This is a genomic window from Bradyrhizobium sp., assembly GCF_035935975.1.
GTDB lineage: Bacteria > Pseudomonadota > Alphaproteobacteria > Rhizobiales > Xanthobacteraceae > Bradyrhizobium.
In genome coordinates this window covers 249,165-271,798 of sequence record NZ_DASYWN010000024.1, presented here as the reverse complement: position 1 = coordinate 271,798, position 22,634 = coordinate 249,165, and the positions used below count along the sequence as shown (strand labels likewise).

Here is a 22,634-nt window from a genome sequence, read left to right as displayed (position 1 = left end):
CGCGCGGCGATTTGCCGCTTATTCCGATGAACGGTACAAGCGCGACCGGCGGGGGTGGATGCAACCACACCGCTACGCCGGCGGGATTCCCGCCGGATGTGCAGGCCGTCCGGGCGGACGAGGCGCGCGATGGGCCTTACGAAAGCGTCTGGCCGGCGACGTCTTCGCAGGTCAGGAACACAACACCGTCGAGCCCCCGCAACCAGGTCAGCAGCCCGTCGAGCGCGGCGACGCGGCTCGCCCGCGCGCTGCCGTAGTCGCTGCGCGGATGCAGCGTCAGCGTGATCAGGCAGCGCTCGCGATGCATCGCCTCAATCTCCTCGCGCCACATCTTCATGACGCGATCATGCGTCTGGCGCTGGCCGTAGAGGATCGCGTCGATCAGGATCTCGGCATGCGGCACCTCGACCATGCCACGGCCGCCATCGGCATCGAGCCGATACGCATGGTCGTCGTCCTGGAAGCTCGAATCATAGCGGTAGCCGAGATCGGCGAGATGTCCGAGCGTGCGTTCCGTGAGGCGGCCATGCGGCGCCCGAAATCCGCGCGGCGCGCGGCCGACGATCCGCGACAGCGCCGCATGCGTGCGCTCCAGCAGCGCCCGCTCGTCGATCCCAGCCGCGTCCATCTCCTCCATCGCCCAGCCATGCGCGGCGATCTCATGTCCGCGGCCGGCGAGCGCAGCGATGTAAGCGGGATTGGCTTCCGCCTCCGCGCCCGGCACGAACACGGTGGATCTGATGCCGTGGCGATCGAGCAGGCCGAACAGCCGCTCGCAGCCGACCGCGTAAGCGTATTTCCCGTACGACGCACGGCCGAACAGCGCGTCCTCAGGGAGCTGGGTCAGCTCCACCGTCTTTCCTTGGAGATTGACGGTCACGACAACGGGAATGATCGGCTGCGTCATTGTCCGCTCCACTCCCGCCGCCAGTCCGACGGACGCTTCAGGCACCATTCGGCCAGCTCCAGCATGCCGACGAAGCGCACGCCTTCGTGGCGCTTGGCGTAGTTGATGAGCCCCTCGACCGCCGCGACGCGCGCGGGCGAGCCGGAGCCGTAGCCGACGCGCGGATGGAAGGTCAGGTTGTAGTATCCGCCCTCGGCGTAGATGGCGTCGAACTCCTGCTCCCAATGCGTCAGGACTTCCGACGGCGGCGTGTAGCTGACGCGGTAGAACGGAAAATCATCGAGGCTGGACGTGTTGTTGGGCAGGCAGACATAGTCGCTGCGCTCCTCGCCGTCATAGCGCGCGAGATACGGCAGGTCGAAGTCCTTGTCGCTGGAATCGTAGACATAGCCGAGCTCGCGCAGCTTGCGCAGCGTCCGCGCCGTCTTGTGCCCGGACGGCGAGCGCCATCCCCTTGGCGCGATGCCGGTGATCTCTGTGAGCAGCCGGTGGGTCCGCTCCAGCAGCTCCGGCTCGGCATCGCCGGGATCGACGCCCTCATGGAAATAGCCGTGCGAGCCGATCTCGATGCCCGAGCGCGAGATGTCGCGGACGAGATCGGGGCTCTCCTCGGCGTCGTAGCCGGAGACATAGAACGTCCAGGGCACGTTGTGGCGCGTGAACATGTCGACGAAGCGCGGGATGCCGCATTTGGCGGAATAGCGGCCGTGCGAGCGGGCCCCGAGCGGCAATTGCCCGCGACCGCGCTCGAGCGAGGTGCCGTCGAAATCGAGCGTGAGGCCGACGACGCAGCGCGCGCGATCCGGCCAGGCATGTTGCCTGCGTTGGGCAAGAGAGATCATCTGACAACCTCGACGTTCCAGAAGCGGGGTTTGCGGCCGGCCCACGGCGCATAGCCGCGCACCGCGGGCGAGACCGCGGAGACGTTGACGCCCGAGCTCCACACGATCATCGGCGCGTCGTCGACGAACAGCTTGTGAAGCGCATCGAACAGCGGCTGACGCGCCTCGGGCGCGGCCGTCTCCATCAGCTTGCCGAGCAGGTCGATCGCAACAGCGTTGCCCCAGACGCGATCCGGCTGCGCGGCCTTGTCGCCGACGAAGCGGTCGAGGCCGAATGCGGGATCGAGATAGGGCGTGTAGTTCCACACCATGAGCTGATAGTCGCCCTTGTTGTAGCGGCTGAGCTGGGTCGCGAATTCGACGACCTCGACGGTGAGGTTGAGGCCCGCCTGCTGCGCCATCGCCTGCGCCAGCACGGCAACGTCGTTCATGACCGGAAAGCGCGAGTTGGTGGTGATCCTGATCGGCTCGCCCTTGTAGCCCGCCTCCTTCAGAAGCTTCTTCGCACGCGCGATGTCGAGACTGTAGCCGGCCTGCTCGACCGCGCCATAGTAACGGCTTGAGAGCGGCACCAGCGACGTGCTCGGCTTGGCATAGCCGTCGGTCAGGCTGTCGCTCATGCTGGGATAGTCGAGCGAGGCCGCGATCGCCTCGCGGATGCGCTTGTCCTTCAGCAGCGGATCATTGGTCTGCATCACGATCGCGTTCAGCGAGGCGACCGGCGCCGACGCGATCACAAGGCCTGCCGACTTCAGCTCGCCCGCGAATTTGGGATCGGCCGACGGCCAGAGATCGAGATTGCCGGACTGGATCGCGGCCTTCGCCGCCGCAGGGTCCGGCACGATCGACAGCCTGACACGATCGACCTTGGCAAGCTTGGCTCCGGCCAAGCCATCCGCCGGCTCGCTGCGCGCGGTATACGCCTCGTTGCGGGCAAGCTCGATGAACTGGCCACGGCGCCATTCGGCGAGCTTGAACGGACCGGTACCAATGGCCTTCTGCCAGACGCCATCGGCGCCGACCGAATCCGGATGTGCAATGCCGGTGCCGTCGCAATCGGCTCGCGCCATCGTGCTGAGGAAGGCGCCGCTTGGCTCTGCGAGGCGAAAGACCACCTGCTCCGGCGACGGCGCCGTGATCTCGACGATCTTGATCTTGCGCGTGCCGTCGAAATTGGTCCGGCACGGCCAAGCGGATTTCGGATCGAGGAAGCGCTCCCAGGTCCACGCCACCTCCTTCGAGGTCAACGGCGCGCCATTATGGAAGGTCACGCCGCCGCGCAGCGTGAAGGTGTAGGCCCGCCCGTCCGCGGACGTCTCGATGGTCTTGGCCAGCATCGGGACGACGGTGCCGTCGGCGCGCCAGGCAACGAGGCCCTCATAGATCTGCTGCAACACGAGGCCGGTGTTGTCGTCAGGGCTGTTGCCCGGCATCAGGCCGCGGATGTCGGTCGTCACCATGCTGCGCAAAACGCTTTCGGCGCGGGCTACGGAGAGCGATACCAGCATCAGACACAACGCAACGACAAAACGCTTCATACGCAAAATCCTGTCTAACCCGAGGCACGCGCCGCCGCTTCACCGGCGAAGTCCAATACGGGCGCGGCTGCGAGCAGCGCCTTGGTGTAGTCATGCTGGGGATGGTCGAAGACCTCGTCGCGCGAGCCCTGCTCGACGATCTTGCCGCCCTGCATCACCACGACGCGGTCAGCGACCTGCTCGACGGCCGCGAGATCGTGACTTATGAACAAGCAGGCAAAGCCGTATTGCGCCTGGAGCCGCTCGAACAGTTTGAGCACCTGCGCCTGGATGGTCATGTCGAGCGCCGACACCGGCTCGTCCGCGACGACGAAGGCCGGCTCGCGCACGATGGCGCGCGCGATCGCGATCCGCTGCCGCTGACCGCCGGACAATTCATGCGGCCAGCGCTTGCCGAGGCCCGCAAGCCCGACCTCGTCCAGCATCGCCTCCACCCGCCTGTCGCGCTCACTGACCGCTAGTTGCGGCACGTGGCGCAGCGGCTCGGCGACGATCTCGCCGACGCGCATGCGCGGATCGAGCGAGGAGTATGGATCCTGGAACACGAGCTGCGAAGCGAGACGGAAGTCGCGATCGACCGTCGTGGTGACGTCCCTGCCCCGAAACCTGATCTCGCCGCCCGACGTCGGGATCAGCCGCAACATGGCCCGGCCGAGCGTGGTCTTGCCGGAACCGCTGCCGCCGACGACGGCGACCGTTTCGCCGGCGGCGATGTCGAGATCGACGCCGTTGACGGCGGAGACACCGGTGTCGCGGCGGAACAGCCGCTGCCGCCCGGCGAAGCCGACCTTGAGATCGCGCACGCTGACGAGCGGCTCGCCGGCCTGCCGCGCTTTGGTCGTGGCGCCGCGGCGCGGCAGGGCTTCGACCAGACGCTTGGTGTAGGACTCGCGCGGCGAGAACAGGATCTGCCGCGTCGTGCCGGTCTCGACCATCCTGCCCTGGCGCAGCACCAGCGCGCGCTGCGCATAGCGCGACACCAGGCCGAGATTGTGGGTGATCAGCATCACCGACGTACCGTGATCGCGCGCGAGGCCAACCATGAGATCGAGCACCTCGCGCTGGGTCAGCGTATCCAGCGCCGTGGTCGGCTCGTCCGCGATCAGCAGCTTCGGCTTCAGCAGCATCACCGAGGCCAGCATGATGCGCTGGCGCATGCCGCCGGAGAATTCGTGCGGATAGGCGTCATAGGTCCGCTCGGGATCGCGGATCTGGACCCGCGCGAGCATGTCGAGACAGCGGCGCCTGATTTCGCGCTTGCCGAGCCGCTCGTGCAGGCCGAGCCCTTCCGCCATCTGCGCGCCGACGCTGATGGCGGGATTGAGCGAGACCATCGGCTCCTGGAACACCATGCCGACGGTCGGCCCGCGCAGCGTCCGCATCTGGCGCGCCGACACGTTCGCGAGATCGACGCCGTCGAGCACGATACGGCCGCCGGCCTTGCGCAGCCCCGGCGGCAACAGGCCGAGCACGGCGCGCGCCGCCGCGGTCTTGCCGCTGCCGGATTCGCCAACGACGGCCAGGAACTCGCCGCGGTCGACGGCGAAGGAGACGTCGTCGACGATCACGGCCTTGCTGGCCGAGACCTCGATGAGCAGATTTTCGACCGACAGCAGCGTCATCCGTGCGCCATCCTGGGATCGAGGCGATCGCGCAAGGAATCGCCGAGCAGATTGATGCCGAGCAGCGTCAGTGCGATGCAAAGGCCCGGCGCGATCGAGAGCCAGGCCGCGGTCTCCATGAACGGACGGCTCGCCGCCAGCATGTTGCCCCAGGTCGGCGCCGGCGGCGGCACGCCAAGCCCGAGGAAACTCAGCGCGCTCTCGGCCAACAGCACCCAGCCGAACATGCTGGTCGCGAGCACCGCAACCGGCGCGACCGCATTCGGCATCACGTGGCGGAGCATCGAGTAGACCTCGGAATTGCCGATCACGCGCGAGGCCTCGACATATTCCTTCTCGCGGATCGACAGCACCGTGCCGCGCACCACGCGGACGACCGACGGGATGTAGGCAAGGCCGAGCGCGAGAATGAGCCCGAGCTTGTTGGCACCGACCACGATCATCACGGCCAGCGCCAGCAGGATGCCGGGGAACGCGAGCAGCGCGTCGTTGACGGCCATGATGATGCGGTCGGCCCAGCCGCGGATGTAACCGGCCGCGCAGCCGATCACCATGCCGGCGGCAACGGCCAGCAGCACGGTGACCAGGGCAATCACGACGCTGGCGCCCGCGCCGACCATGATGCGGCTCAGCACATCCCGGCCGAATTCATCCGTGCCGAGCCAATGCAGCGACGACGGCGCCTGAAGCCGTGCGCGCAGATTGATGCGCAACGGATCGAACGGCGTCCAGAAGGCGCCGGTGACGGCCGCGCCAAGCAGGAGCGCGATGAGAGTGCCGCCGATCGCGGTGTTGGCGCGCATCCTCATGCCACCGTCACCCTCGGATCGAACAGCGGATAGCAGAGGTCGACGATGAGGTTGACCACGACATAGATCACGGCGGTGAACAGCAGGCAGCCCTGCACCACCGGATAGTCGCGCGCGAAGATGGAATCGACCAGCAGTCGTCCGAGGCCAGGCAGCGTGAACACCGTCTCGATCACCGCGATGCCGCCGAGGAGATGGCCGAGCACGAGACCGATCAGCGTCCAGGTCGGCGCGAACGCGTTGGGCAGCACGTGGCGGGCCAGCACCCGCCATTCCGGCACGCCCTTGGCACGGGCATGGGTGACATATTCCAGCCTGAGCACCTCGATCGAGGCGGCCCGTGCCATGCGCGTGAGCACGCCGATCTCGACCATGGTGAGCGTGGCAATCGGCAGCACGATGAAGGTCGCCGCCTGCCAGAAATTCTCGGCGAACGGCACATAGCCGATCACCGGCAGCCATTTCAGCTTGAGCCCGAACAGGAGCAGCAGCAGCAGGCCGAGCCAGAAGCTCGGGATCGACAGCAGCAGCGTGGCGCCGCCGACGACGGAAAGATCGAGCAGGCTGTTCTGCTTCCAGGCGGCAACGAGGCCGGCCGGAACCGCGATGCAGGCTGCCGCCGCGACCGCCACCAGCACGATCACGGCGCTGACCTGGAAGCGATCGAGGATCAGCGGCAGCACCGCGAGATTGTTGGTGATGGAATGCCCGAAATCGCCGGCCGCAAGCTTTGCGATCCAGTGCATGAACTGCACCGGGATCGGCTGGTCGAGGCCGAGCTGGGCGCGGAGCTGCGCCGCCTGCGCGGGATCAGCGGCATCGCCGAGCATCACCTGCACGGGGTCACCGGGGATGAGCCGGACCAGCGCAAACACGGCGATCGCGACCAGCAGCAGCGTCGGGATCGTCATGGCCAGCCGTCTTGCGAGGTAACCCAACATGGCGCGCCCTTGCCTACTGCACCGTGACGCCCCAGAACCGCGGCTCCGGATAGAGCCAGCCGGCATAGCCCTTGATGCTCTTGCGCAGCGCCGTCAGCTCGGCACCGTTGAACAGCACGATCATCGGCACGTCGGCAATGAAGCGCTTGTGCATCTCGTCGAACAGCGCCTGCCGCTTCACGGTATCGTCCGTGATCATGGATTGACGCAGCATCTCCTGCGCCTCCGGATTGTCCCAGACCTTGCGCGGCTGCGTCGCCTTCGGCCCGGTCAGCATCTCGAAGCTCAGGGACGGATCGAGCCGCGCCGAATAGACGAAGGCCATCGACTGGTAGTCGCCGCGATTGTAGCGGTCGAGCTGCGCCGCCCAGTCCATCACCTCGAGCTCGATATTGATCCCGACGGCCTGCGCCATCGCCTGCACCAGCACGGAGGCATCGAACACGAAGCTGTAGCGCTTGTTGGTGATCATCTTGATCGGCTGGCCGCGATAGCCGGCCTCCGCCAGGAGCTTCTTGGCTTCCGCGATGTTCTGCGCGTAACCACGGGATTGCACGAGGCTGTAGAAGGGACTGCCGAGCGGCAACGCGGAATTGTTGGAGCGCGCCGTTCCCTGCGTCACGGCATCGACGATCTGCGCGGTGTCGAGCGAGAGCGCAATGGCGCGGCGGATCCGGACGTCCTTGAGCAGTGGATCCCTGGTCTGGAACAGGATGCCGGTGAGGCCGAGCGCGGGCGTGATGCTGAGCTGCACTTCGGGGCGCGATTTAAGCTCTTCGAGATCAGGGATCGAAAGGCTCATGATGACGTCGAGCGAGCCGCTGAGCAGCCCTGCCTTCGCCGCCGAACTGTCCGGGATCACGTTGAAGCGCACGCGATCGACCTTGACGTCCTTGGCGCCGGTGTAACCGGTGCGCGGCTCGCTGCGCGAGACATAACCGTCGAAGCGGACGATATCCATATACTGCCCCCGCTTCCACTCGCCGAGCTTGAACGGGCCGGTACCGATCGGGGCAATCCACTTGCCGTCCGGGCCGACGGAGTCGCGGTGAATGACAGCGGTCTGGCCGCAATCGGGTCGTGCCAGGGTTGGAAGGAACAACGCCGTCGGCTGGTCGAGCGTAACGGCGACCGTCTGCGGATCGGGCGCCTCGATCTTCTCGATCCGCGCGATGCCGGTCGCGCTGAATTCGGACAGGCAACGCCACTGCGTCGCCGGATCGAGCCAGCGCTTCAACGACCAGACCACGTCATCCGCGGTCATGGGCGCGCCATTGTGGAACTTGACGCCCTGGCGCAGGCGGAACGTATACGTCTTGCCTTCGTTCGAGACGGTCCAGCTGTCGGCGAGCATCGGGCCGATCGAGGTATCGTCGCGGAAGGCGACCAGGCCTTCGACGATGTGGGCGACCACCGCATCCGTATTGGCGTCGCGGTTGGTGCCGGGGTCGGTCGAGCGGATGTCGGCGTTGAGTCGCGTCCGCAACAATGTCTCGGCGCCGGCTTTCCCCAGCATGGCCCACAAAGCGAGCGCGGCCAGACCGACCGCCCATGCCGGTGATGGCCGACGCCGCCGCATCACGCTGCCCCCGCCGCGGCCGACCGCTCGAACGCGGCCCGCCCGATCTCGTCGATCTCCAGCCGGTATTCGGTGAATTCACGGTTGAGCGCCGGCAGCGGCGCCGCCTGCATCGTTCCCGTGGCCGGCTCCATCAGGATCATCGCGACGGTGGCGCTGAGATTGTTGCTGAGATTGCGGCGGGGCGGACGACAGACGGACCAGGGATAGGCGAACTCGTCGAACAGCGCGTTCTTGACGGTGTCGAAGGTAATGCTGCCGATATGCGGCTGGAGCAGGTCGCGGACGCGGATGTCGCGGTAGAGACTGTCAGGCGTATCCTGGATACCGGCGTCCTTGAGCTTGCCAAGCGCAACCGGACTCACGAAGTGATTGGCGTGCACCAGCAGGCCGTTCTGCGGATGCACCTGAAAGGTCTCGTCCGGCGCACATTCGAAATCGATCGCCACGCCCTCGCGATGGCTGACGATCATGTTGTTGGCAGCCGATTTCTTCGTGCAATAGACCGCCCGCATGGCAAGCGCGACATGCTCCTGCTCCAGAACCTTGCGACGGATCAGCGCCAGCGGCACGCCGACCTGGCGATAGTCACGGTCACTTTGGAGATAGTTCGCGGTGATCGCGATGCCGACCGCGTTGAAGCCACAGCGGCCGAGCGCGCCGGCCTCGGTGAAGGTCATGAGATCGGGACCGTCGTCGCGCCGCACCTTCAGCACTACCGCGGTCTCCGCGCATTCGCGCTTCCAGTCCCAGTTCTGGGCATGGATCAGGCGACCGCTACCTGTCGCCTGCGGCATCACGACGACGCCGGTACAGCCATCGGGCTCGTCGGGGGTCTTCAGGCGCGCGCGGATCTTTGGATTGGCAAGCTTGAGGATCTCGGTGCGGGCGTTGAGCAGGACGATATCCTCGAACGGGACGTCGGCGCCCTCGGCGATGCCGCGCATCTCCTCGATGTAGCTCGGCTCGAAGGCCTCGATGACGGGCAGATAGTCCCGCACCAGCTCGGCGACACCCTTCGCATCGAGCGAGAGCTCCTTCAACTGCGCGAAGTAATGCGTAGTCCCCTTCTTGATGCGGCCCGCCGCCTTCTGCCCGTACTGACGCCCACGCTCGCGCGGAGCACCGGAGATTTCGATGAGGGGAAAGGGTTCGACCATGGGACGCCAAGTTCCTTTTGCTTTCTCGGGAAGCGTAATGTATTTTGTGATGACATGAAACAAAAATCTTCTACCGCGAAATCGACAGTGGAAAAAACGTCTCCAAGCCGGCTCCAGCGTGAACTCTCCGCCGGGATCATCGACCTGATCCGGAGCGACGGGCTTGCGCCGGGAACAAGGCTTGCCGAGGTCGCGCTGGCCGAACGCCTCCAGGTCTCGCGCACGCCGGTGCGCGCCGCGCTGAAGCTTTTGGCGCGGCGCAAGCTCGTGCATGCGGGCGCCAGCCGCGGCTATTTCGTCGCCGAGACCACCCCTGCCCCGCACAAGGCACCACCGAAGCCGAGCCCTGACGAGACCGATCGGTTGTTTCTCGCCATCGCGCGCGATCGCCGTGCCGGTCGCCTGCCCGACGAGGTCTCGGAACGCGACCTGATGCAGCGCTACGATGCGACGCGGCCGATCGTGCAGCGCGTGCTCACCAAGCTTGCGGAAGTCGCCGCGGTCCAGCGCAAGCCCGGCCACGGCTGGCGCTTCCAGCCGACGCTTGCGGATACGCAGGCGCGCGACGAGAGCTACCGCTATCGCCTGCTGATCGAGCCGGCCGGCCTGCTCGAGCCGGGCTTCCGGCTCGATCCGGCCTGGGCCACCGAAATGCGCGGACGCCATCAGGAGATGCTGGCGATGCCATGGAGCGATACGGCCAGCATCGCGCTCTACGAGATGAATGCGGCCTTTCACGAAGGCCTCGCCGCGGCATCAGGCAACCGCTATCTGCTGGTCGCGGTTCAGCAGCAGAACCGGCTGCGGCGCTTCGGCAACTACGACTGGACCTTCGGCCATGAGCGCGTGATCGTGAACTGCCGCGAGCACCTCGCGATCCTCGACCAGCTCGAAGCCGGCCAGAACGAGGCTGCAGCCGCGCTGCTGCGCCGCCATCTCGAAGGCGCAGCGAAGCTCAAGCGCAGCCCCGCCAATTCCGCCGCCCCATCAAAGACCGCCTAACGACGTACAAGAGTTGCCATGACCATGAATGCGTTCGCCTCGTCCAACAGCCCCCTCACCCGCGAGGCCATGGAGCCGTTCTGGCTGCCGATGACGCCGAACCGGCAGTTCAAGGCGAAACCGCGCATCTTCGTCGGCGCCGAGGGCATGCATTACATCACCGACGACAACAGGCGCATTCTCGACGGCATGGCGGGACTGTGGTGCGTGAACGCGGGACATGCGCAACGGCGCATCGTCGAGGCGATCCAGGCGCAGCCGGCGAAGCTCGACTTCGTCTCCTCGTTCCAGATGAGCCATCCGGCGGCCTTCGAGCTCGCCCGCCGCATCACCGAGATCGCGCCCGACGGGCTGGACCACATCTTCTTCACCAATTCCGGTTCGGAATCGGTCGACACCGCGCTCAAGATCGCGCGCGGCTATCACCGCGCCCGCGGTGAAGCCAGCCGCATCCGCTTCATCTCGCGCGCCAAGGCCTATCACGGCATGGGCTGGGGCGGCCTGTCGGTCAGCGGCATCGTCCGCCACCGCCGGGATTTCGGTCCGCTGCTTCCGGAGGTAGATCACCTCCCGCATACACATGATCCGGAGCACGCGGCGTTCTCCCGGGGGCAGCCGCAATGGGGCGCGCATCTGGCCGACGAGCTTGCAAAGCAGCTGCAGGTCCACGATCCCTCGACCATCGCCGCCGTCATCGTCGAGCCCGTCACCGGCTCCGGCGGCGTGCTGCCGCCGCCGGTCGGCTATCTCGAACGGCTGCGAACAATCTGCGACCAGCACGGCATCCTCCTGATCTTCGACGAGGTGATCACCGGCTTCGGACGCCTCGGCGCGGCATTCGGTGCCAACGCCTTCGGCGTGACGCCCGACATCATCACCTGCGCCAAGGGCATGACCAACGCCGCTGTGCCGATGGGCGGCGTCATCGTCAGCGGCAAGGTCTACGACGCGCTGATGCAGGGGCCGGACAACGCGATCGAGCTGTTCCACGGCTACACCTATTCGGCGCACCCGCTCGCCTGCGCCGCGGGGCTCGCCGCGCTCGACGTGTATCAGGATCTCGGCCTGTTCGAGCGGGCGCGCCGTCTCGCGCCGGTGTGGGAGAACCACGCGCATGGCTTGCGCGATCTTCCCCACGTCGTGGACATCCGCAACATCGGGCTCCTGGCCGCGATCGATTTGAAGCCGCGCGAGGGTGCGCCGGGTGCACGCGGCAGCGAGTGCGCCAGCCGCTGCTATGAGGACGGCATCCTGATCCGCGGCAGCGGCGACACGCTGCTGATCTCGCCGCCCTTGATCATCACCGAAGAGCAGATCGCGGACATCTTCGCGGCGATCCGCCGTGCCCTGACCGCGATCGGCTGATGCCGTTCCAGGGACTTACGCCGGCAGTGCATCCAAATGGCACGCCACCCATTGCTCGCCCTCGGCCGCGCGGAGCGTCGGCTCCTCGGTCCGGCACCGGTCGAACACGAACGGGCAGCGGGTGTGGAAGCGGCACCCGCTCGGCGGATTGATCGGGCTCGGCACGTCGCCGCCGAGGATGATCGGATTGCGCTGGGCGCCCGGCTCCGGCAGCGGCACCGCCGAGAGCAGCGCCTTGGTGTAGGGATGTCTCGGCGCGGCAAAGATCTCCCGGCGCGGCGCCACCTCGACGATCTTGCCGAGATACATCACCGCGACGCGATGGGTCATGTGCTCGACGATGGCGAGGTCATGGCTGATGAACAGCAGCGCGAGGCCGAATTTCTGCTGCAGGTCCTGAAGCAGATTGACGACCTGCGCCTTGACCGAGACGTCGAGCGCGGAGACCGCCTCGTCGCAGACGATCAGCTCGGGCTCGGCCGCGAGCGCCCGCGCGATGCCGATGCGCTGGCGCTGGCCGCCCGAGAATTCGTGCGGCCGGCGGTTCAGCGCCTCGCGCGGCAGGCGCACGGTGTCCATCAGCTCCGTGACGCGGACCTCGAGGTCTTCCGCGGACTTGGCGAGGCCGAAATTGCGGATCGGCTCGGCGAGAATGTCGCGCACGCGCATGCGCGGATTGAGGCTGGAGAACGGATCCTGGAACACGACCTGCACGCGGCGCCGCATCTGGCGCATCGTGCTCGGATGCGCATCGTCGATGCGCTGGCCGTCGAGGATCACCTGGCCCGAGGTGATGTCGAACAAGCGCAGGATGGCGCGGCCGACGGTCGACTTGCCGCAGCCGGATTCGCCGACCAGCGAGAGCGTCTCGCCGCGCGCGATCTCGAAGGACACGCCGTCCACCGCATAGACGAATTCGGTCTGTCGCCCGAACAGGCCCTTGTTGATCGGGAAGTGCTTCTTGAGGTCGTTGACCTGGAGCAACGGAACGCTCATGCCGCAACGGCTCCCTTGGCGGCATAATGACAGGCGGCGATGTGGCGCGGCCCCTTCTCCTCCAGCCCCGGCGCATATTGACGGCAGAGATCGGTCGCGAGCGCACAGCGTCCGGCAAACACGCAGCCGACGATCGGCTTGCGCAGATCAGGCACCTGCCCGGGAATCTCGGAGAGCCGCGTCGCGGTGCCCGCGAGCGAGGAGCCGAGCCGCGGCACCGCGCCCAACAGTCCCTGCGTATAGGGATGACGCGGCGAACGGAACAGTTCGGCCACCGGCGCCTCCTCGACCTTGCGGCCGGCATACATCACCATGACGCGCTCGGCGATCTCGGCGACGACGCCGAGGTCGTGCGTGATCAGGATGATCGCAGCACCAACCCGGCGCTTCAGGTCGAGCATCAGCTTGAGGATCTGCGCCTGGATGGTCACGTCGAGCGCCGTGGTCGGCTCGTCCGCGATCAGGAGCTTTGGATTGCAGGCCAGCGCCACCGCGATCATCACGCGCTGGCGCATGCCGCCGGAGAGCTGGTGCGGATATTCGCGCACGCGCCGCTTCGGCTCGGGGATGCCGACCAGTGTCAGCATCTCGATCGCATGCGCCTCGGCGGCCTGCTTGTCGAGGCCCTGATGGATCATCAGGGTCTCGCGGATCTGGCGGCCGACGGTGAGCACCGGATTGAGGCTCGTCATCGGCTCCTGGAAGATCATCGAGATGTCGTTGCCGCGGATCGCGCGCATCTCGCGGTCGGACAGTCTCAGGAGATCCTTTCCGGCAAAGCGGATGCTGCCTGCGATCCTGCCGGGCGGCTCCGGGACCAGCCGCATCAGCGACATCGAGGTCACCGACTTGCCGCAGCCGGACTCGCCGACGATGGCGAGCGTCTCGCCTTCGTTGACATGGAAGGATACTCCGTCCACCGCGCGGTTGATGCCGCCGGGCGTGCGGAAATGGGTCTGGAGGTTCTCGACTTCGAGCAGCGCCATCGTGTTCAGCCTCTCGACATCACAGGCTCTTGGCCATGCGCGGATCGAGCGCATCGCGAAGGCCATCGCCGAGCAGATTCACGGCAAGCACGGTGACGGACAGGAAGGCCGCCGGGAAGAACACGATGTAGGGCTTGACCTGCCAGAGCGCGCGGCCCTCGGCCATGATGTTGCCCCAGGACGGAATGGTCGGCGGCGTCCCCGCCCCGATGAAGGACAGGATCGCCTCGGTGATCATGGCGCTGGCGCAGATGTAGGTCGCCTGCACCAGCATCGGCGCCAGCGTGTTGGGCAGGATGTGGCGCAGGATGATCATCGGCGTGCGCGTGCCGCAGGCGACCGCCGCGTCGACATAGGGTTGCTCGCGCAGCGACAGCACGACGCTGCGGACGAGGCGCGAGACGCGCGGGATCTCGGCGATGGTGATCGCCAGGATGACGTTGCCGACGCTGCCGCGCGTCAGGGCCATCAACGCGATCGCCAGCAGGATCGGCGGGATCGACATCAGGCCGTCCATGAAGCGCATCAGGATGCCGTCGGCCCAGCGGACGAAGCCCGAGACCATGCCGATGGCAAGACCGATCGCGGACGCGAAGATCGCGACCGACAGGCCGACCGTGAGCGAGACGCGCGCGCCGAACAGCACGCGCGAATAGATGTCGCGGCCGAGCACGTCGGTGCCGAACCAGTAGGCGGCCGACGGCGCCCTTGTGCGCTTGGCGGGCGCGAGCGCGGTCGGATCGACCGTCCAGAGATACGGCGCGAAGACCGCGATCAGCACCAGCAGCAGCAGCAAAGCGCCGCCGATCGCGACCGTGGGATGGCTGCGCAGGAACCCGAAGAAGCCACGCCGGATCTTGACCGGCCGCAGGATGTCCGGCAGTTGCGGCGCGAGGACGAGACCGGCCGGAAGCGATTGAGGATTGACGGTGATGTCGGTCAATAGCGGATCCTCGGGTCAACGAGCGTATAGGTGACGTCGATCATCAGATTGACGAGGACGTAGACGAAGCTGAACAGCAGCACGATGCCCTGGATGACGGGATAGTCGCGGCGCAGGATCGCATCGATCGTGAGCCGGCCGAGGCCGGGGATCGCGAACACGCTTTCGGTCACCACCGCGCCGCCGATCAGCAGCGCGATGCCGATGCCGATCACGGTCACGATCGGCACGGCCGCGTTCTTGAGCGCGTGAATGAACAGGATGCCGCCCTGCCCCATGCCCTTGGCCTTGGCGGTGCGGATATAGTCCTGCTGCAACACCTCGAGCATGGCGGCGCGGGTGATGCGCGCGACCAGCGCGATGTAGACACAGCCGAGCGCGATCGCCGGCAGGATCAGATTCTCCAGCCATGGCCAGAAGCCTGCGGTGATCGGCGTGTAGCCCTGCACCGGAAGCCATTCGAGCTCGAGCGCGAAGATGTAGGCGAGCATGTAGCCGACCACGAACACGGGCAGCGAGAAGCCGAACACGGCAAAGCCCATGATGACGCGGTCGATCAGGCTGCCGGCCTTCCACGCCGCCACCACGCCGAGCGGCACGGCGACGACGATCGTGAGCAGCAGGGTGACGATCATCAGCGACAGCGTCGGTCCGAGGCGCTGTCCGATCATCGTCGAGACCGGCAGATTGGTGAAGATCGAGGTGCCGAGATCACCGTGCAGGATGCGCCAGACCCAGCTTCCGAACTGGATCAGGAACGGCCGGTCGAGGCCGAGGCTCTGGCGGATGCGCTCCACATCCTCCGGGCTCGCCTGGTCGCCCGCGATCACCACGGCGGGATCGCCCGGCGCGATGTAAAGCAGGCTGAACACGAACAGCGCGACGATTGCCATGACCGGCAAGGTCGCGACGATGCGACGGAGGATGTAGGAGAGCATCTGGCCTCAACGCACGATCAAGCGGACTTCGACACGCCCCAGAACAAGGGCACGGGTCCCTTGGCGACACCCGAGACGTTCTTGCGCCACGCGGTGTAGCTGAGGAAGAAGCCGGTCGGCGCGTAGACGACGTCGTCCATCGCCGCCTTGTTGAGACGACCGATCGCGGCCTTCTCTTCGTCGATGTTCTTGGCCTCGAACCACGAGCCGACCTCCTTCTCGGAGGCCGCGCTGGTGGGCCAGCCGAACCATGCCTTGTCGCCGTTGGCGCGAATGGCGGTGTAGGGAGCCGGATTGACGCAATCCGCGCCCGCATGCCAGGTGTGGAACATGTTCCAGCCGCCCTGTCCGGGCGGGGTCTTCTGCGCGCGGCGGGAGCCGACGGTGCCCCAATCGGTCGCCACGAAGTCGACGTTCATGCCGAGCTTCTTGAGGAGGTCGGCGGTCACGTCGCCCATCGCCTTGGTGATCGGCTGGTCCTGCGCGACGAGGCAGGTCACCGGCTGGCCGGAATAGCCGCTCTCGGCGAGCAGCTTCTTGGCGGCATCCAAGTCGCGCTTGCCCTTCAGGATATCGCCGCCCGCCTCGGTATAGAACGGTGTGTCCGGCGTGAAGAAGCCGGGCAGCGGCTTCCACAGCGAATTGTCGTCGCCGACGAGCGCGCGCATGTAGTCTTCCTGGCTCATCGCCATCAGCACCGCGCGCCGCGCCTTGACGTCGTTGAAGGGCGGATAGAGGAAGTTCATGCGGAACGAGCCGATATTGCCGAGCGGATCGCCGATATCGACGCTGATGTTCTTGTTCTTCTTCAGAACCGGAACGAGATCCGCGATCGGATTCTCCCACCAGTCGACCTCGCCGTTCTGCAACGCGGCCGCCGCGGTCGCCGGGTCCGGCATGATCACCCATTCGACGCGATCAATCATCACCTGCTTGCCACCGGCGAGCCAGTCCGGCTTCTCCTGCCGCGGCACATAGTCGGTGAATTTCTCGAACACGGCCTTTGCGCCGGGGACCCACTCGCTCTTGGCGAACTTCAGCGGGCCGGAGCCGACATACTCCGAGATCTGCTTGAACGGATCAGTCTGCGCGATGCGCTCCGGCATGATGAAGGCGACCGGCGCGTTGTTCTTGCCAAGCGCGAACAGCAGTTTCGGGAAAGGCTGCTTCAGCACCCATTTGAAGGTGCGGTCATCGACGGCCGTGAGCTCCTGCTGGACCGCCTTGATCATCAGGCCCATCGGATCGCGCGCCGCCCAGCGGTTGAGGCTTGCGACGACGTCCTTGCTCAGCACCGGCTCGCCGTCATGGAATTTGAGACCCGATCGCAGCTTGAAGGTCCAGGTCGTGCCGTCGTCGCTCACCTGCTCGGACTCGACCATCTGCCGCTGTGGTTGAAACTTCGCATCGATGCCGTAGAGCGTGTCCCAGACCATCGCGGCCGCATTGCGCACGACATATTGCGTGCCCCAGATCGGGTCGAAATTGGCGAGATTGGCCTGCGGCACAAATCGCAGGGTCTTGGCTGCTGCGCCCTGCGCGATTGCCGGGGCCGCGATGCCGCCCGTCAATGCCAGACCGCCCGCGCCAGCCAGTCCCTTCAATACGGTCCTGCGATCCATGAAGTCCTCCAATAATGCCGTGATGCCGGCCAATCATTGGCCAAGGGCAAGTGAAACCGAGCCCATTAGCTTGCAAATGGTATGCCAGTAAATGCGCCCTCGCCAGCTGGATCTTGCCGACTTTCGGGCCAAACCAGGTTGATTTGACCATGGTCTCAGAGAGCGGCCGCGAGCACAGGTCCGGTCTCGATATGGGGGATCGCCTCGACCAGCTTGCGCGTGTAGTCGGTCTTGGGATTGTCGAACAGCGCCCGGCTCTCTCCCTGCTCCACGATGCCGCCGTTGCGCAGCACGATGGTGCGGTCGCACAGCATGCGCACCACGTTGAGATCGTGGCTGACGAACAGCAGTGCGATGTCGTTCTCGCGTCGCAAACGATCGAGCAGTTGCAGTACGACCGCCTGCACAGAGACGTCGAGCGCCGCGGTCGGCTCGTCCAGCACCAGCAGACGCGGCCGGCAGGCGATGGCGCGGGCAATGCCGACGCGGGCCTTCTGGCCGCCGGAGAGCTGGTGCGGAAACCGCGGCAGCAGATCGAGCGGCAAGCCCACCCGCTCGGCGCATTCCTCCACCCGCTTGCGCAGCGCATCGCCGGCCCGCATGCCGTCGAGCCGCATCAGGGGATGGGCGATGCAGTCGAAGGCCGTGAAGCGCGGATTGAGGCTCTCGTTCGGATCCTGGAACACCATCTGGATGTCCTTGCGGAAGCGCGAGCGATGAAAATCGCGCGCCGCGACGTGGCCGATCGACTGCCCGTCGAACACGATGTCGCCTTCGCTCGGGTCGATCAGGCGGCAGATCATCCGCGACGTCGTGCTCTTGCCGGAGCCGGATTCTCCGACGAGGCCGACGCTCTCGCCGCCCGCCATCGTCATGGAGAAATCGGCAACCGCCGCAGAGCCCTGGTCGAAACGCTTGGCGAGTTTCCGCACCTCCAGCAACGGCGGCGTGCCGTGCGCCGGCTCCTGACGGGGCTTGATCACGATGTTCGCGCTGCGCTCCCGCTCCTCCTCCGTGACGAGATCCTCGATCCGGGAGGTCGCGGTCGGCGAGGCCGCCACCAGGCGTTTCGTGTAAGCGTGCTGCGGCACGGTGAAGAGTGTCTTGGGGCTGGCTTCCTCGACGATGCGTCCGCGCTCCATCACGGCAATGCGACGGCAATAGCGAGCGGCAAGGCCAAGGTCGTGCGTGATCAGGATCGTCGCCATGCCGCGCGCGGCGGCGATGTCCGCCAGCAAATCCATCACCACCTTCTGCGTGGTGACGTCGAGACCGGTGGTCGGCTCGTCCGCGATCAGGAGCGCGGGATTGCAGGAGATCGCGATCGCGATCATGACGCGCTGGCACATGCCGCCGGAGAGCTCGTGCGGATAGGCGTTCATCCGCGTCTCGGGGTCGCGGATCTGGACCGCGCGCAGCAGGTCGAGCGCTTCGGCGCGCGCGGAATCTTTCGAGATGCGCTTGTGGGTGAGGATCGCATCCGCAATCTGCAGGCCGATCGCCCGGATCGGATTGAGCGCCGCCCGCGGATTCTGGAAGATCATCGACATCGCGGCGCCCTGGAGATGACGGAGGTCATCGCCCCGGAGCTTGGTCACATCCTGCCCGCGGAACAGAATCTTGCCGCCAGTGACGCGGCCGGCCGCATCCAGCAGCCGCGTCGTTGCAAAACCGGTGACCGACTTGCCCGAGCCGCTCTCGCCGACGAGGCCGAGCATCTCGCCCTTCGCGACCGAGAGCGTGACGCCGCGCACGGCCTCGACCATGCCGCGCCGCGTCGAGAATGCGACGTGGAGATCCTCGATGCTGAGCAGATCCTCGCTCATGTGCGCATGCGCGGGTCGAGAATGTCCCGCATCCCGTCCCCGAGGAGATTGAAGCACAGCACGGCCATCATCAGTGCAAGGCCCGGAAAGGCCACCAGCCACCAGCGGCCGGTCGAAATGAAGCGCGCGCCCTCCGCGACCATGATGCCCCATTCCGGCGTCGGCGGCTTGACGCCGAGACCGATGAAGGACAGGCCGGCTGCATTGAGGATGGCCCAGCCGAGATTGAGCGAGATCTGCACCGCCATCGCCGGCAGGATGTTCGGCAGCAGGAAGCGCAGCACCACCGAGAAATGGCTCTCGCCGCAGGCGCGCGCGGCCTCGACCCAGCCGACATTGCGACGGACGTTCACCTCGGCGCGCGCGAAGCGGATGTAGAAGGGCAGATTGATGATCGCGGTCGCGATCACGATGTTTTCGATCCGGTTACCGAGAGCGGCGACCATCGCCATCGCCAGCACGAACAGCGGAAACGCCATCATGACATCAACGAAGCGGCCAACGCCGCGATCAAGCCGGCCGCCCGCATAGCCGCAGAACGCGCCGACGACCGCGCCGATCACGAAGGAGATGCCGACCGCGGACACCGCAATGGCGAGGTCAAGCCGCGCGGCGATGATGAGACGGCTGAACACGTCGCGGCCGAGTTGATCGGTGCCGGCCAGATGGGCGGCGCTCGGCGGCAGCAACGCCTCCGAGACGTTGGAGACGACGGGGTCGTACGGCACGATCCACGGCCCGAAGATCGCGAGCAGGACGAACAATGTCACGCCGGCCGCGGCGACCGCCGTGAGCGGGTTGCCGCGCAGGATCCAGACCGAATGGCGAAGCGTGGCGCTGGTCATTCGATCGACACCCTGGGATCGGCGATGCCATAGGCGACATCGACCACGAGATTGACCAACACGAACAGGCTGGCCATCAGCAGCACGAAACCCTGCACCGGTGCATAGTCGGAGGACAACAGCGCATCGAGCGCATAGGAGGCAACGCCCGGCCAGGAGAACACCTTCTCCACCAGAACGTTGGCGCCGAGCATGGTCGAGAACACGATGCCGGCGATGGTGATGACGGGCAGGATCGCGTTCCTCAACGCATAAGTGACGACGACCTTGTGCCAGGACAATCCAACCGAGCGCGCGGTGCGCACGAAATCACTGCCGAGCGAAACCAGCATCGAGGCGCGCGTGATCCGCGCCAGCGGCGCGATCACGAACAGCGCCATGCTCACCGCCGGCAGGATCAGCTGCTTGCACGCCGCCCACCAGCCTTCCATGTCGCCGGCCAGCAGAAAATCAATCGAGAGGAATCCGGTGCGCTGCGGCGGCAGCGAGGTGAAGACGTCGATCCGCCCGGTCGGATCAGGCGCAAGCCCGAGCAGATAGTAGAACACGTAGATCAGCAGCAGGCCCGAGACGAAGGTCGGCACGCAGACGCCGAGCGCGCAGAACAGCCGCACGCCGTGATCGACGACCGATCCCGGTCTGAGCGCCGCCATCACGCCAAGCGGCACCGCCGCGATCAGCGCAATCAGCAGCGCCGTGAAGGTCAGCTCGAGCGAGGCCGGCAGCCGCTCGCGCAGATCCTTCAGCACCGGCTGCCCCGTCATCATGGAGCGGCCGAGATTGCCGTGGCCGATGTCGGAGAGATAGAACACGAGCTGCTCCGGCACCGACCTGTTCAGCCCCATCTGCTTGCGGATCTGCTCGATCTCCTCCTTGCCGGCATTGGGCCCCGAGGCGAAGAACACCGCGGGGTCGCCAGGCAGGACGCGCATCAGGAGGAAGGTGAACACCAGCACACCGAACAGCGCCGGCAGTGACGACAACAGTCGCCTGCCCGCCCGCACCAATGTTGCACCAAGACCGGTCGTCACCTTTCAGAGCTCCTCTTTGCGGATGTCACTTGCGGCTGACGTCGCGATAGTCGACCTGACGATGGAACTCGTAGGTGTAGCCCTCGATCGACGCCGCCATCACCGCATCCTGGTTCGGCTGCCACAGCATGATCTGCGGCATCAGGTCGGCATGCATCGCATTGAGCTTGCGGCCGGCTTCCTCATACTTGGCCTTATCCGGCTCGAAGCGAGCTTCCTGCGCGATCGCGGCAAGATCCGGATTGTTGATCGAGCTGTAGTTCCAGCGCTGGTTGCCGGTGTAGAAGTTGCGGTAGAAATAGTCGGTCGACGGCAGCCAGGCGACGATGCCCTCGGTGTAGAACGGCAGCTTCTTCTCGTTGATCTGCGTCGACATCTGCGCATCCGGCAACTTCTGAATGTCGACCTTGATCCCGATCTTCGCAAGCGATTCCTTCACCAGCGCCGCCATCGGCTCGGCGGTCGAGGACTGGCCGACGTTGAAGCTGAAGGTGGTCGAGAAACCCTCGGGAAGACCGGCCGCCTTGAGATATTCCCTGGCCTTGTCGAGATCGAGCTTCACCGGCTGCTGGAACGGATAGATGCCGTTCAGCGGCTTGCCGTCCGGCCAGCTCGCGCCGAACAGCGGCGCGCCGCGGCCGAACAGGGCGGCCTTGAACATGTCGTCATAGGGCAGCGCGTAAGCGATGGCGCGGCGGACATTGACGTTGTCGAACGGCGGCATCTGGTTGTTCATCGAGACGTAGGTGATCGCGTTGTATTGCGGCGTCGAGATCACCTTGAGCTTGCCCTTGGCCTCGAGCGACTGCACGTCGCTGGCCTGGAGATCGACGACGATGTCGGCATCGCCGCGCTCGACCAGGTTGGCGCGTGTCGCCGGCTCCGGCACCGACTGCACGATCACGCGCTTGAAGAAGGCCGGCTTGTTGGCCGAGCCGCGATTCCAGCTCTCGTCGCGCTTGAGGATGACCTGCTCGCCGGGCTTGAACGTCTCGACCGTATAGGCGCCGCTGCCGGCCGTATGCTCCTTCAGCCATGCGGTCGCCCAGGGATCATCCGCGGTCGCGTGCTCCTTGGCGATTTTCGAATTGATGATCATGGGATAGACGGTGGCGAGATTGGGCAGCGCCAGCTTGTCCGGCTTGGGCAGCGTCACTTCGATCGTGAGCGGATCGATCACCTTGAACTGATCAGCCGACGTCAGCGAGCCCGTCAGGAGTTGCGCCTTGCCGAGGATCGGCGCGGTGACGCAGCGATCGAGCGACCACTTCACGTCCTCGGCCGTAACAGGCGAGCCGTCCTGGAATTTGGCATCCTTGCGCAGACGGAACGTGATCTTCAGGCCATCAGGGCTGACGTCGTAGGACTCAGCGAGCTCGCCGGTGATGGTGTCGAGATCGAACACCCATTTGCCGTTGAGCTGCTTGCGGCCGAACGCGACCAGCCGGTCATAGGTGCTCATGCTCAGCGCAAAGGACTCGCGCGTCGAGCCAGGGATGTTGGGATCGAGCGTATTGACCGATGCGCCGGTGACGTAGCGCAGCGTCTCCGCCCGGGTTTGCGCCTGCGAAGGCGCGGTCGCGATAAGCAACAGCGCAGTGGTGGCGAGGACTGAGGTCGCGGACCTGAAAGACACAAAACGCATTCGTTTTCCCTTGAATTTTCGAGCAGGAAGGTCGGCA

The 22,634-nt window shown here is 66.0% G+C and carries 19 protein-coding genes; 2 read left to right on the top strand and 17 right to left on the bottom strand.

Annotated elements, in window-relative coordinates:
- Positions 1-136: 136 nt before the first annotated feature.
- From VGR99_RS12945 to VGR99_RS12910, 8 genes are read right to left on the bottom strand one after another with little or no spacing between them, the layout of a single operon-like run.
- Positions 137-907 (bottom strand): polysaccharide deacetylase family protein, encoded by a 771-nt coding sequence (locus VGR99_RS12945; protein ID WP_326898754.1) that lies wholly within the window; start codon positions 905-907, stop codon positions 137-139.
- Positions 904-1,749 (bottom strand): polysaccharide deacetylase family protein, encoded by an 846-nt coding sequence (locus VGR99_RS12940; RefSeq protein WP_326898753.1) that lies wholly within the window; start codon positions 1,747-1,749, stop codon positions 904-906. The genes VGR99_RS12945 and VGR99_RS12940 overlap by 4 nt, the downstream gene beginning before the upstream one ends.
- Complete coding sequence (locus VGR99_RS12935; RefSeq protein ID WP_326898752.1) at positions 1,746-3,287, bottom strand: ABC transporter substrate-binding protein; 1,542 nt, start codon at positions 3,285-3,287, stop codon at positions 1,746-1,748. Before VGR99_RS12935 ends, VGR99_RS12940 begins: the two co-directional genes overlap by 4 nt.
- Positions 3,288-3,301: 14 nt before the next feature.
- Positions 3,302-4,909, bottom strand: coding sequence for an ABC transporter ATP-binding protein (locus tag VGR99_RS12930; protein ID WP_326898751.1), 1,608 nt, complete (start codon positions 4,907-4,909; stop codon positions 3,302-3,304).
- Positions 4,906-5,718, bottom strand: coding sequence for an ABC transporter permease (locus VGR99_RS12925; protein ID WP_326898750.1), 813 nt, complete (start codon positions 5,716-5,718; stop codon positions 4,906-4,908). The genes VGR99_RS12930 and VGR99_RS12925 overlap by 4 nt, the downstream gene beginning before the upstream one ends.
- On the bottom strand, positions 5,715-6,659 hold the full coding sequence (locus tag VGR99_RS12920) for an ABC transporter permease (RefSeq protein WP_326898749.1): 945 nt from the start codon (positions 6,657-6,659) through the stop codon (positions 5,715-5,717). Before VGR99_RS12920 ends, VGR99_RS12925 begins: the two co-directional genes overlap by 4 nt.
- A gap of 13 nt (positions 6,660-6,672) precedes the next feature.
- Entirely contained in the window at positions 6,673-8,238 is a 1,566-nt protein-coding gene (locus tag VGR99_RS12915; RefSeq protein WP_414645117.1) for an ABC transporter substrate-binding protein, read from the bottom strand.
- Positions 8,238-9,398: a C45 family peptidase gene (locus VGR99_RS12910; RefSeq protein ID WP_326898747.1), complete on the bottom strand. Its 1,161-nt coding sequence runs from the start codon at positions 9,396-9,398 to the stop codon at positions 8,238-8,240. Before VGR99_RS12910 ends, VGR99_RS12915 begins: the two co-directional genes overlap by 1 nt.
- An 87-nt stretch (positions 9,399-9,485) precedes the next feature.
- Here VGR99_RS12910 and VGR99_RS12905 point away from each other — a divergent pair, with 87 nt between their 5' ends.
- Positions 9,486-10,400, top strand: coding sequence for a GntR family transcriptional regulator (locus VGR99_RS12905; RefSeq protein WP_326898746.1), 915 nt, complete (start codon positions 9,486-9,488; stop codon positions 10,398-10,400).
- Positions 10,401-10,418: 18 nt separating this feature from the next.
- The gene (locus VGR99_RS12900) at positions 10,419-11,765 is read left to right on the top strand and encodes an aspartate aminotransferase family protein (RefSeq protein WP_326898745.1); all 1,347 of its coding nucleotides are present in this window, start codon (positions 10,419-10,421) and stop codon (positions 11,763-11,765) included.
- A 15-nt stretch (positions 11,766-11,780) separates the two neighbouring features.
- Here VGR99_RS12900 and VGR99_RS12895 read toward each other — a convergent pair whose 3' ends face one another.
- From VGR99_RS12895 to VGR99_RS12855, 9 genes are all read right to left on the bottom strand, one after another.
- Complete coding sequence (locus VGR99_RS12895; RefSeq protein WP_326898744.1) at positions 11,781-12,761, bottom strand: oligopeptide/dipeptide ABC transporter ATP-binding protein; 981 nt, start codon at positions 12,759-12,761, stop codon at positions 11,781-11,783.
- The gene (locus tag VGR99_RS12890) at positions 12,758-13,747 is read right to left on the bottom strand and encodes an ABC transporter ATP-binding protein (RefSeq protein ID WP_326898743.1); all 990 of its coding nucleotides are present in this window, start codon (positions 13,745-13,747) and stop codon (positions 12,758-12,760) included. The genes VGR99_RS12895 and VGR99_RS12890 overlap by 4 nt, the downstream gene beginning before the upstream one ends.
- 19 nt (positions 13,748-13,766) lie before the next feature.
- Positions 13,767-14,690 (bottom strand): ABC transporter permease, encoded by a 924-nt coding sequence (locus tag VGR99_RS12885; protein WP_326898742.1) that lies wholly within the window; start codon positions 14,688-14,690, stop codon positions 13,767-13,769.
- Positions 14,687-15,628 (bottom strand): ABC transporter permease, encoded by a 942-nt coding sequence (locus tag VGR99_RS12880; protein ID WP_326898741.1) that lies wholly within the window; start codon positions 15,626-15,628, stop codon positions 14,687-14,689. Before VGR99_RS12880 ends, VGR99_RS12885 begins: the two co-directional genes overlap by 4 nt.
- Positions 15,629-15,645: 17 nt before the next feature.
- Positions 15,646-17,250, bottom strand: a complete 1,605-nt coding sequence (locus tag VGR99_RS12875; RefSeq protein ID WP_326898740.1) for an ABC transporter substrate-binding protein — start codon at positions 17,248-17,250, stop codon at positions 15,646-15,648.
- Between the two features lie 155 nt (positions 17,251-17,405).
- Positions 17,406-19,076, bottom strand: coding sequence for an ABC transporter ATP-binding protein (gene nikE / locus VGR99_RS12870; protein WP_326898739.1), 1,671 nt, complete (start codon positions 19,074-19,076; stop codon positions 17,406-17,408).
- Positions 19,073-19,921, bottom strand: a complete 849-nt coding sequence (locus VGR99_RS12865; protein ID WP_326898738.1) for an ABC transporter permease — start codon at positions 19,919-19,921, stop codon at positions 19,073-19,075. Before VGR99_RS12865 ends, nikE begins: the two co-directional genes overlap by 4 nt.
- Entirely contained in the window at positions 19,918-20,952 is a 1,035-nt protein-coding gene (locus tag VGR99_RS12860) for an ABC transporter permease (RefSeq protein ID WP_326898737.1), read from the bottom strand. Before VGR99_RS12860 ends, VGR99_RS12865 begins: the two co-directional genes overlap by 4 nt.
- A 25-nt stretch (positions 20,953-20,977) precedes the next feature.
- Positions 20,978-22,597: an ABC transporter substrate-binding protein gene (locus VGR99_RS12855; RefSeq protein ID WP_326898736.1), complete on the bottom strand. Its 1,620-nt coding sequence runs from the start codon at positions 22,595-22,597 to the stop codon at positions 20,978-20,980.
- Between the last annotated feature and the right edge of the window lie 37 nt (positions 22,598-22,634).

Bases quoted from the DNA above. Each gene is read 5' to 3' on its own strand.
- VGR99_RS12945 (WP_326898754.1), bottom strand. From the start codon at position 907: ATGACGCAGCCGATCATTCCCGTTGTCGTGACCGTCAATCTCCAAGGA.
- VGR99_RS12940 (WP_326898753.1), bottom strand. From the start codon at position 1,749: ATGATCTCTCTTGCCCAACGCAGGCAACATGCCTGGCCGGATCGCGCG.
- VGR99_RS12935 (WP_326898752.1), bottom strand. From the start codon at position 3,287: ATGAAGCGTTTTGTCGTTGCGTTGTGTCTGATGCTGGTATCGCTCTCC.
- VGR99_RS12930 (WP_326898751.1), bottom strand. From the start codon at position 4,909: ATGACGCTGCTGTCGGTCGAAAATCTGCTCATCGAGGTCTCGGCCAGC.
- VGR99_RS12925 (WP_326898750.1), bottom strand. From the start codon at position 5,718: ATGAGGATGCGCGCCAACACCGCGATCGGCGGCACTCTCATCGCGCTC.
- VGR99_RS12920 (WP_326898749.1), bottom strand. From the start codon at position 6,659: ATGTTGGGTTACCTCGCAAGACGGCTGGCCATGACGATCCCGACGCTG.
- VGR99_RS12915 (WP_414645117.1), bottom strand. From the start codon at position 8,238: ATGCGGCGGCGTCGGCCATCACCGGCATGGGCGGTCGGTCTGGCCGCG.
- VGR99_RS12910 (WP_326898747.1), bottom strand. From the start codon at position 9,398: ATGGTCGAACCCTTTCCCCTCATCGAAATCTCCGGTGCTCCGCGCGAG.
- VGR99_RS12900 (WP_326898745.1), top strand. From the start codon at position 10,419: ATGACCATGAATGCGTTCGCCTCGTCCAACAGCCCCCTCACCCGCGAG.
- VGR99_RS12895 (WP_326898744.1), bottom strand. From the start codon at position 12,761: ATGAGCGTTCCGTTGCTCCAGGTCAACGACCTCAAGAAGCACTTCCCG.
- VGR99_RS12890 (WP_326898743.1), bottom strand. From the start codon at position 13,747: ATGGCGCTGCTCGAAGTCGAGAACCTCCAGACCCATTTCCGCACGCCC.
- VGR99_RS12880 (WP_326898741.1), bottom strand. From the start codon at position 15,628: ATGCTCTCCTACATCCTCCGTCGCATCGTCGCGACCTTGCCGGTCATG.
- VGR99_RS12875 (WP_326898740.1), bottom strand. From the start codon at position 17,250: ATGGATCGCAGGACCGTATTGAAGGGACTGGCTGGCGCGGGCGGTCTG.
- nikE (WP_326898739.1), bottom strand. From the start codon at position 19,076: ATGAGCGAGGATCTGCTCAGCATCGAGGATCTCCACGTCGCATTCTCG.
- VGR99_RS12865 (WP_326898738.1), bottom strand. From the start codon at position 19,921: ATGACCAGCGCCACGCTTCGCCATTCGGTCTGGATCCTGCGCGGCAAC.
- VGR99_RS12855 (WP_326898736.1), bottom strand. From the start codon at position 22,597: ATGCGTTTTGTGTCTTTCAGGTCCGCGACCTCAGTCCTCGCCACCACT.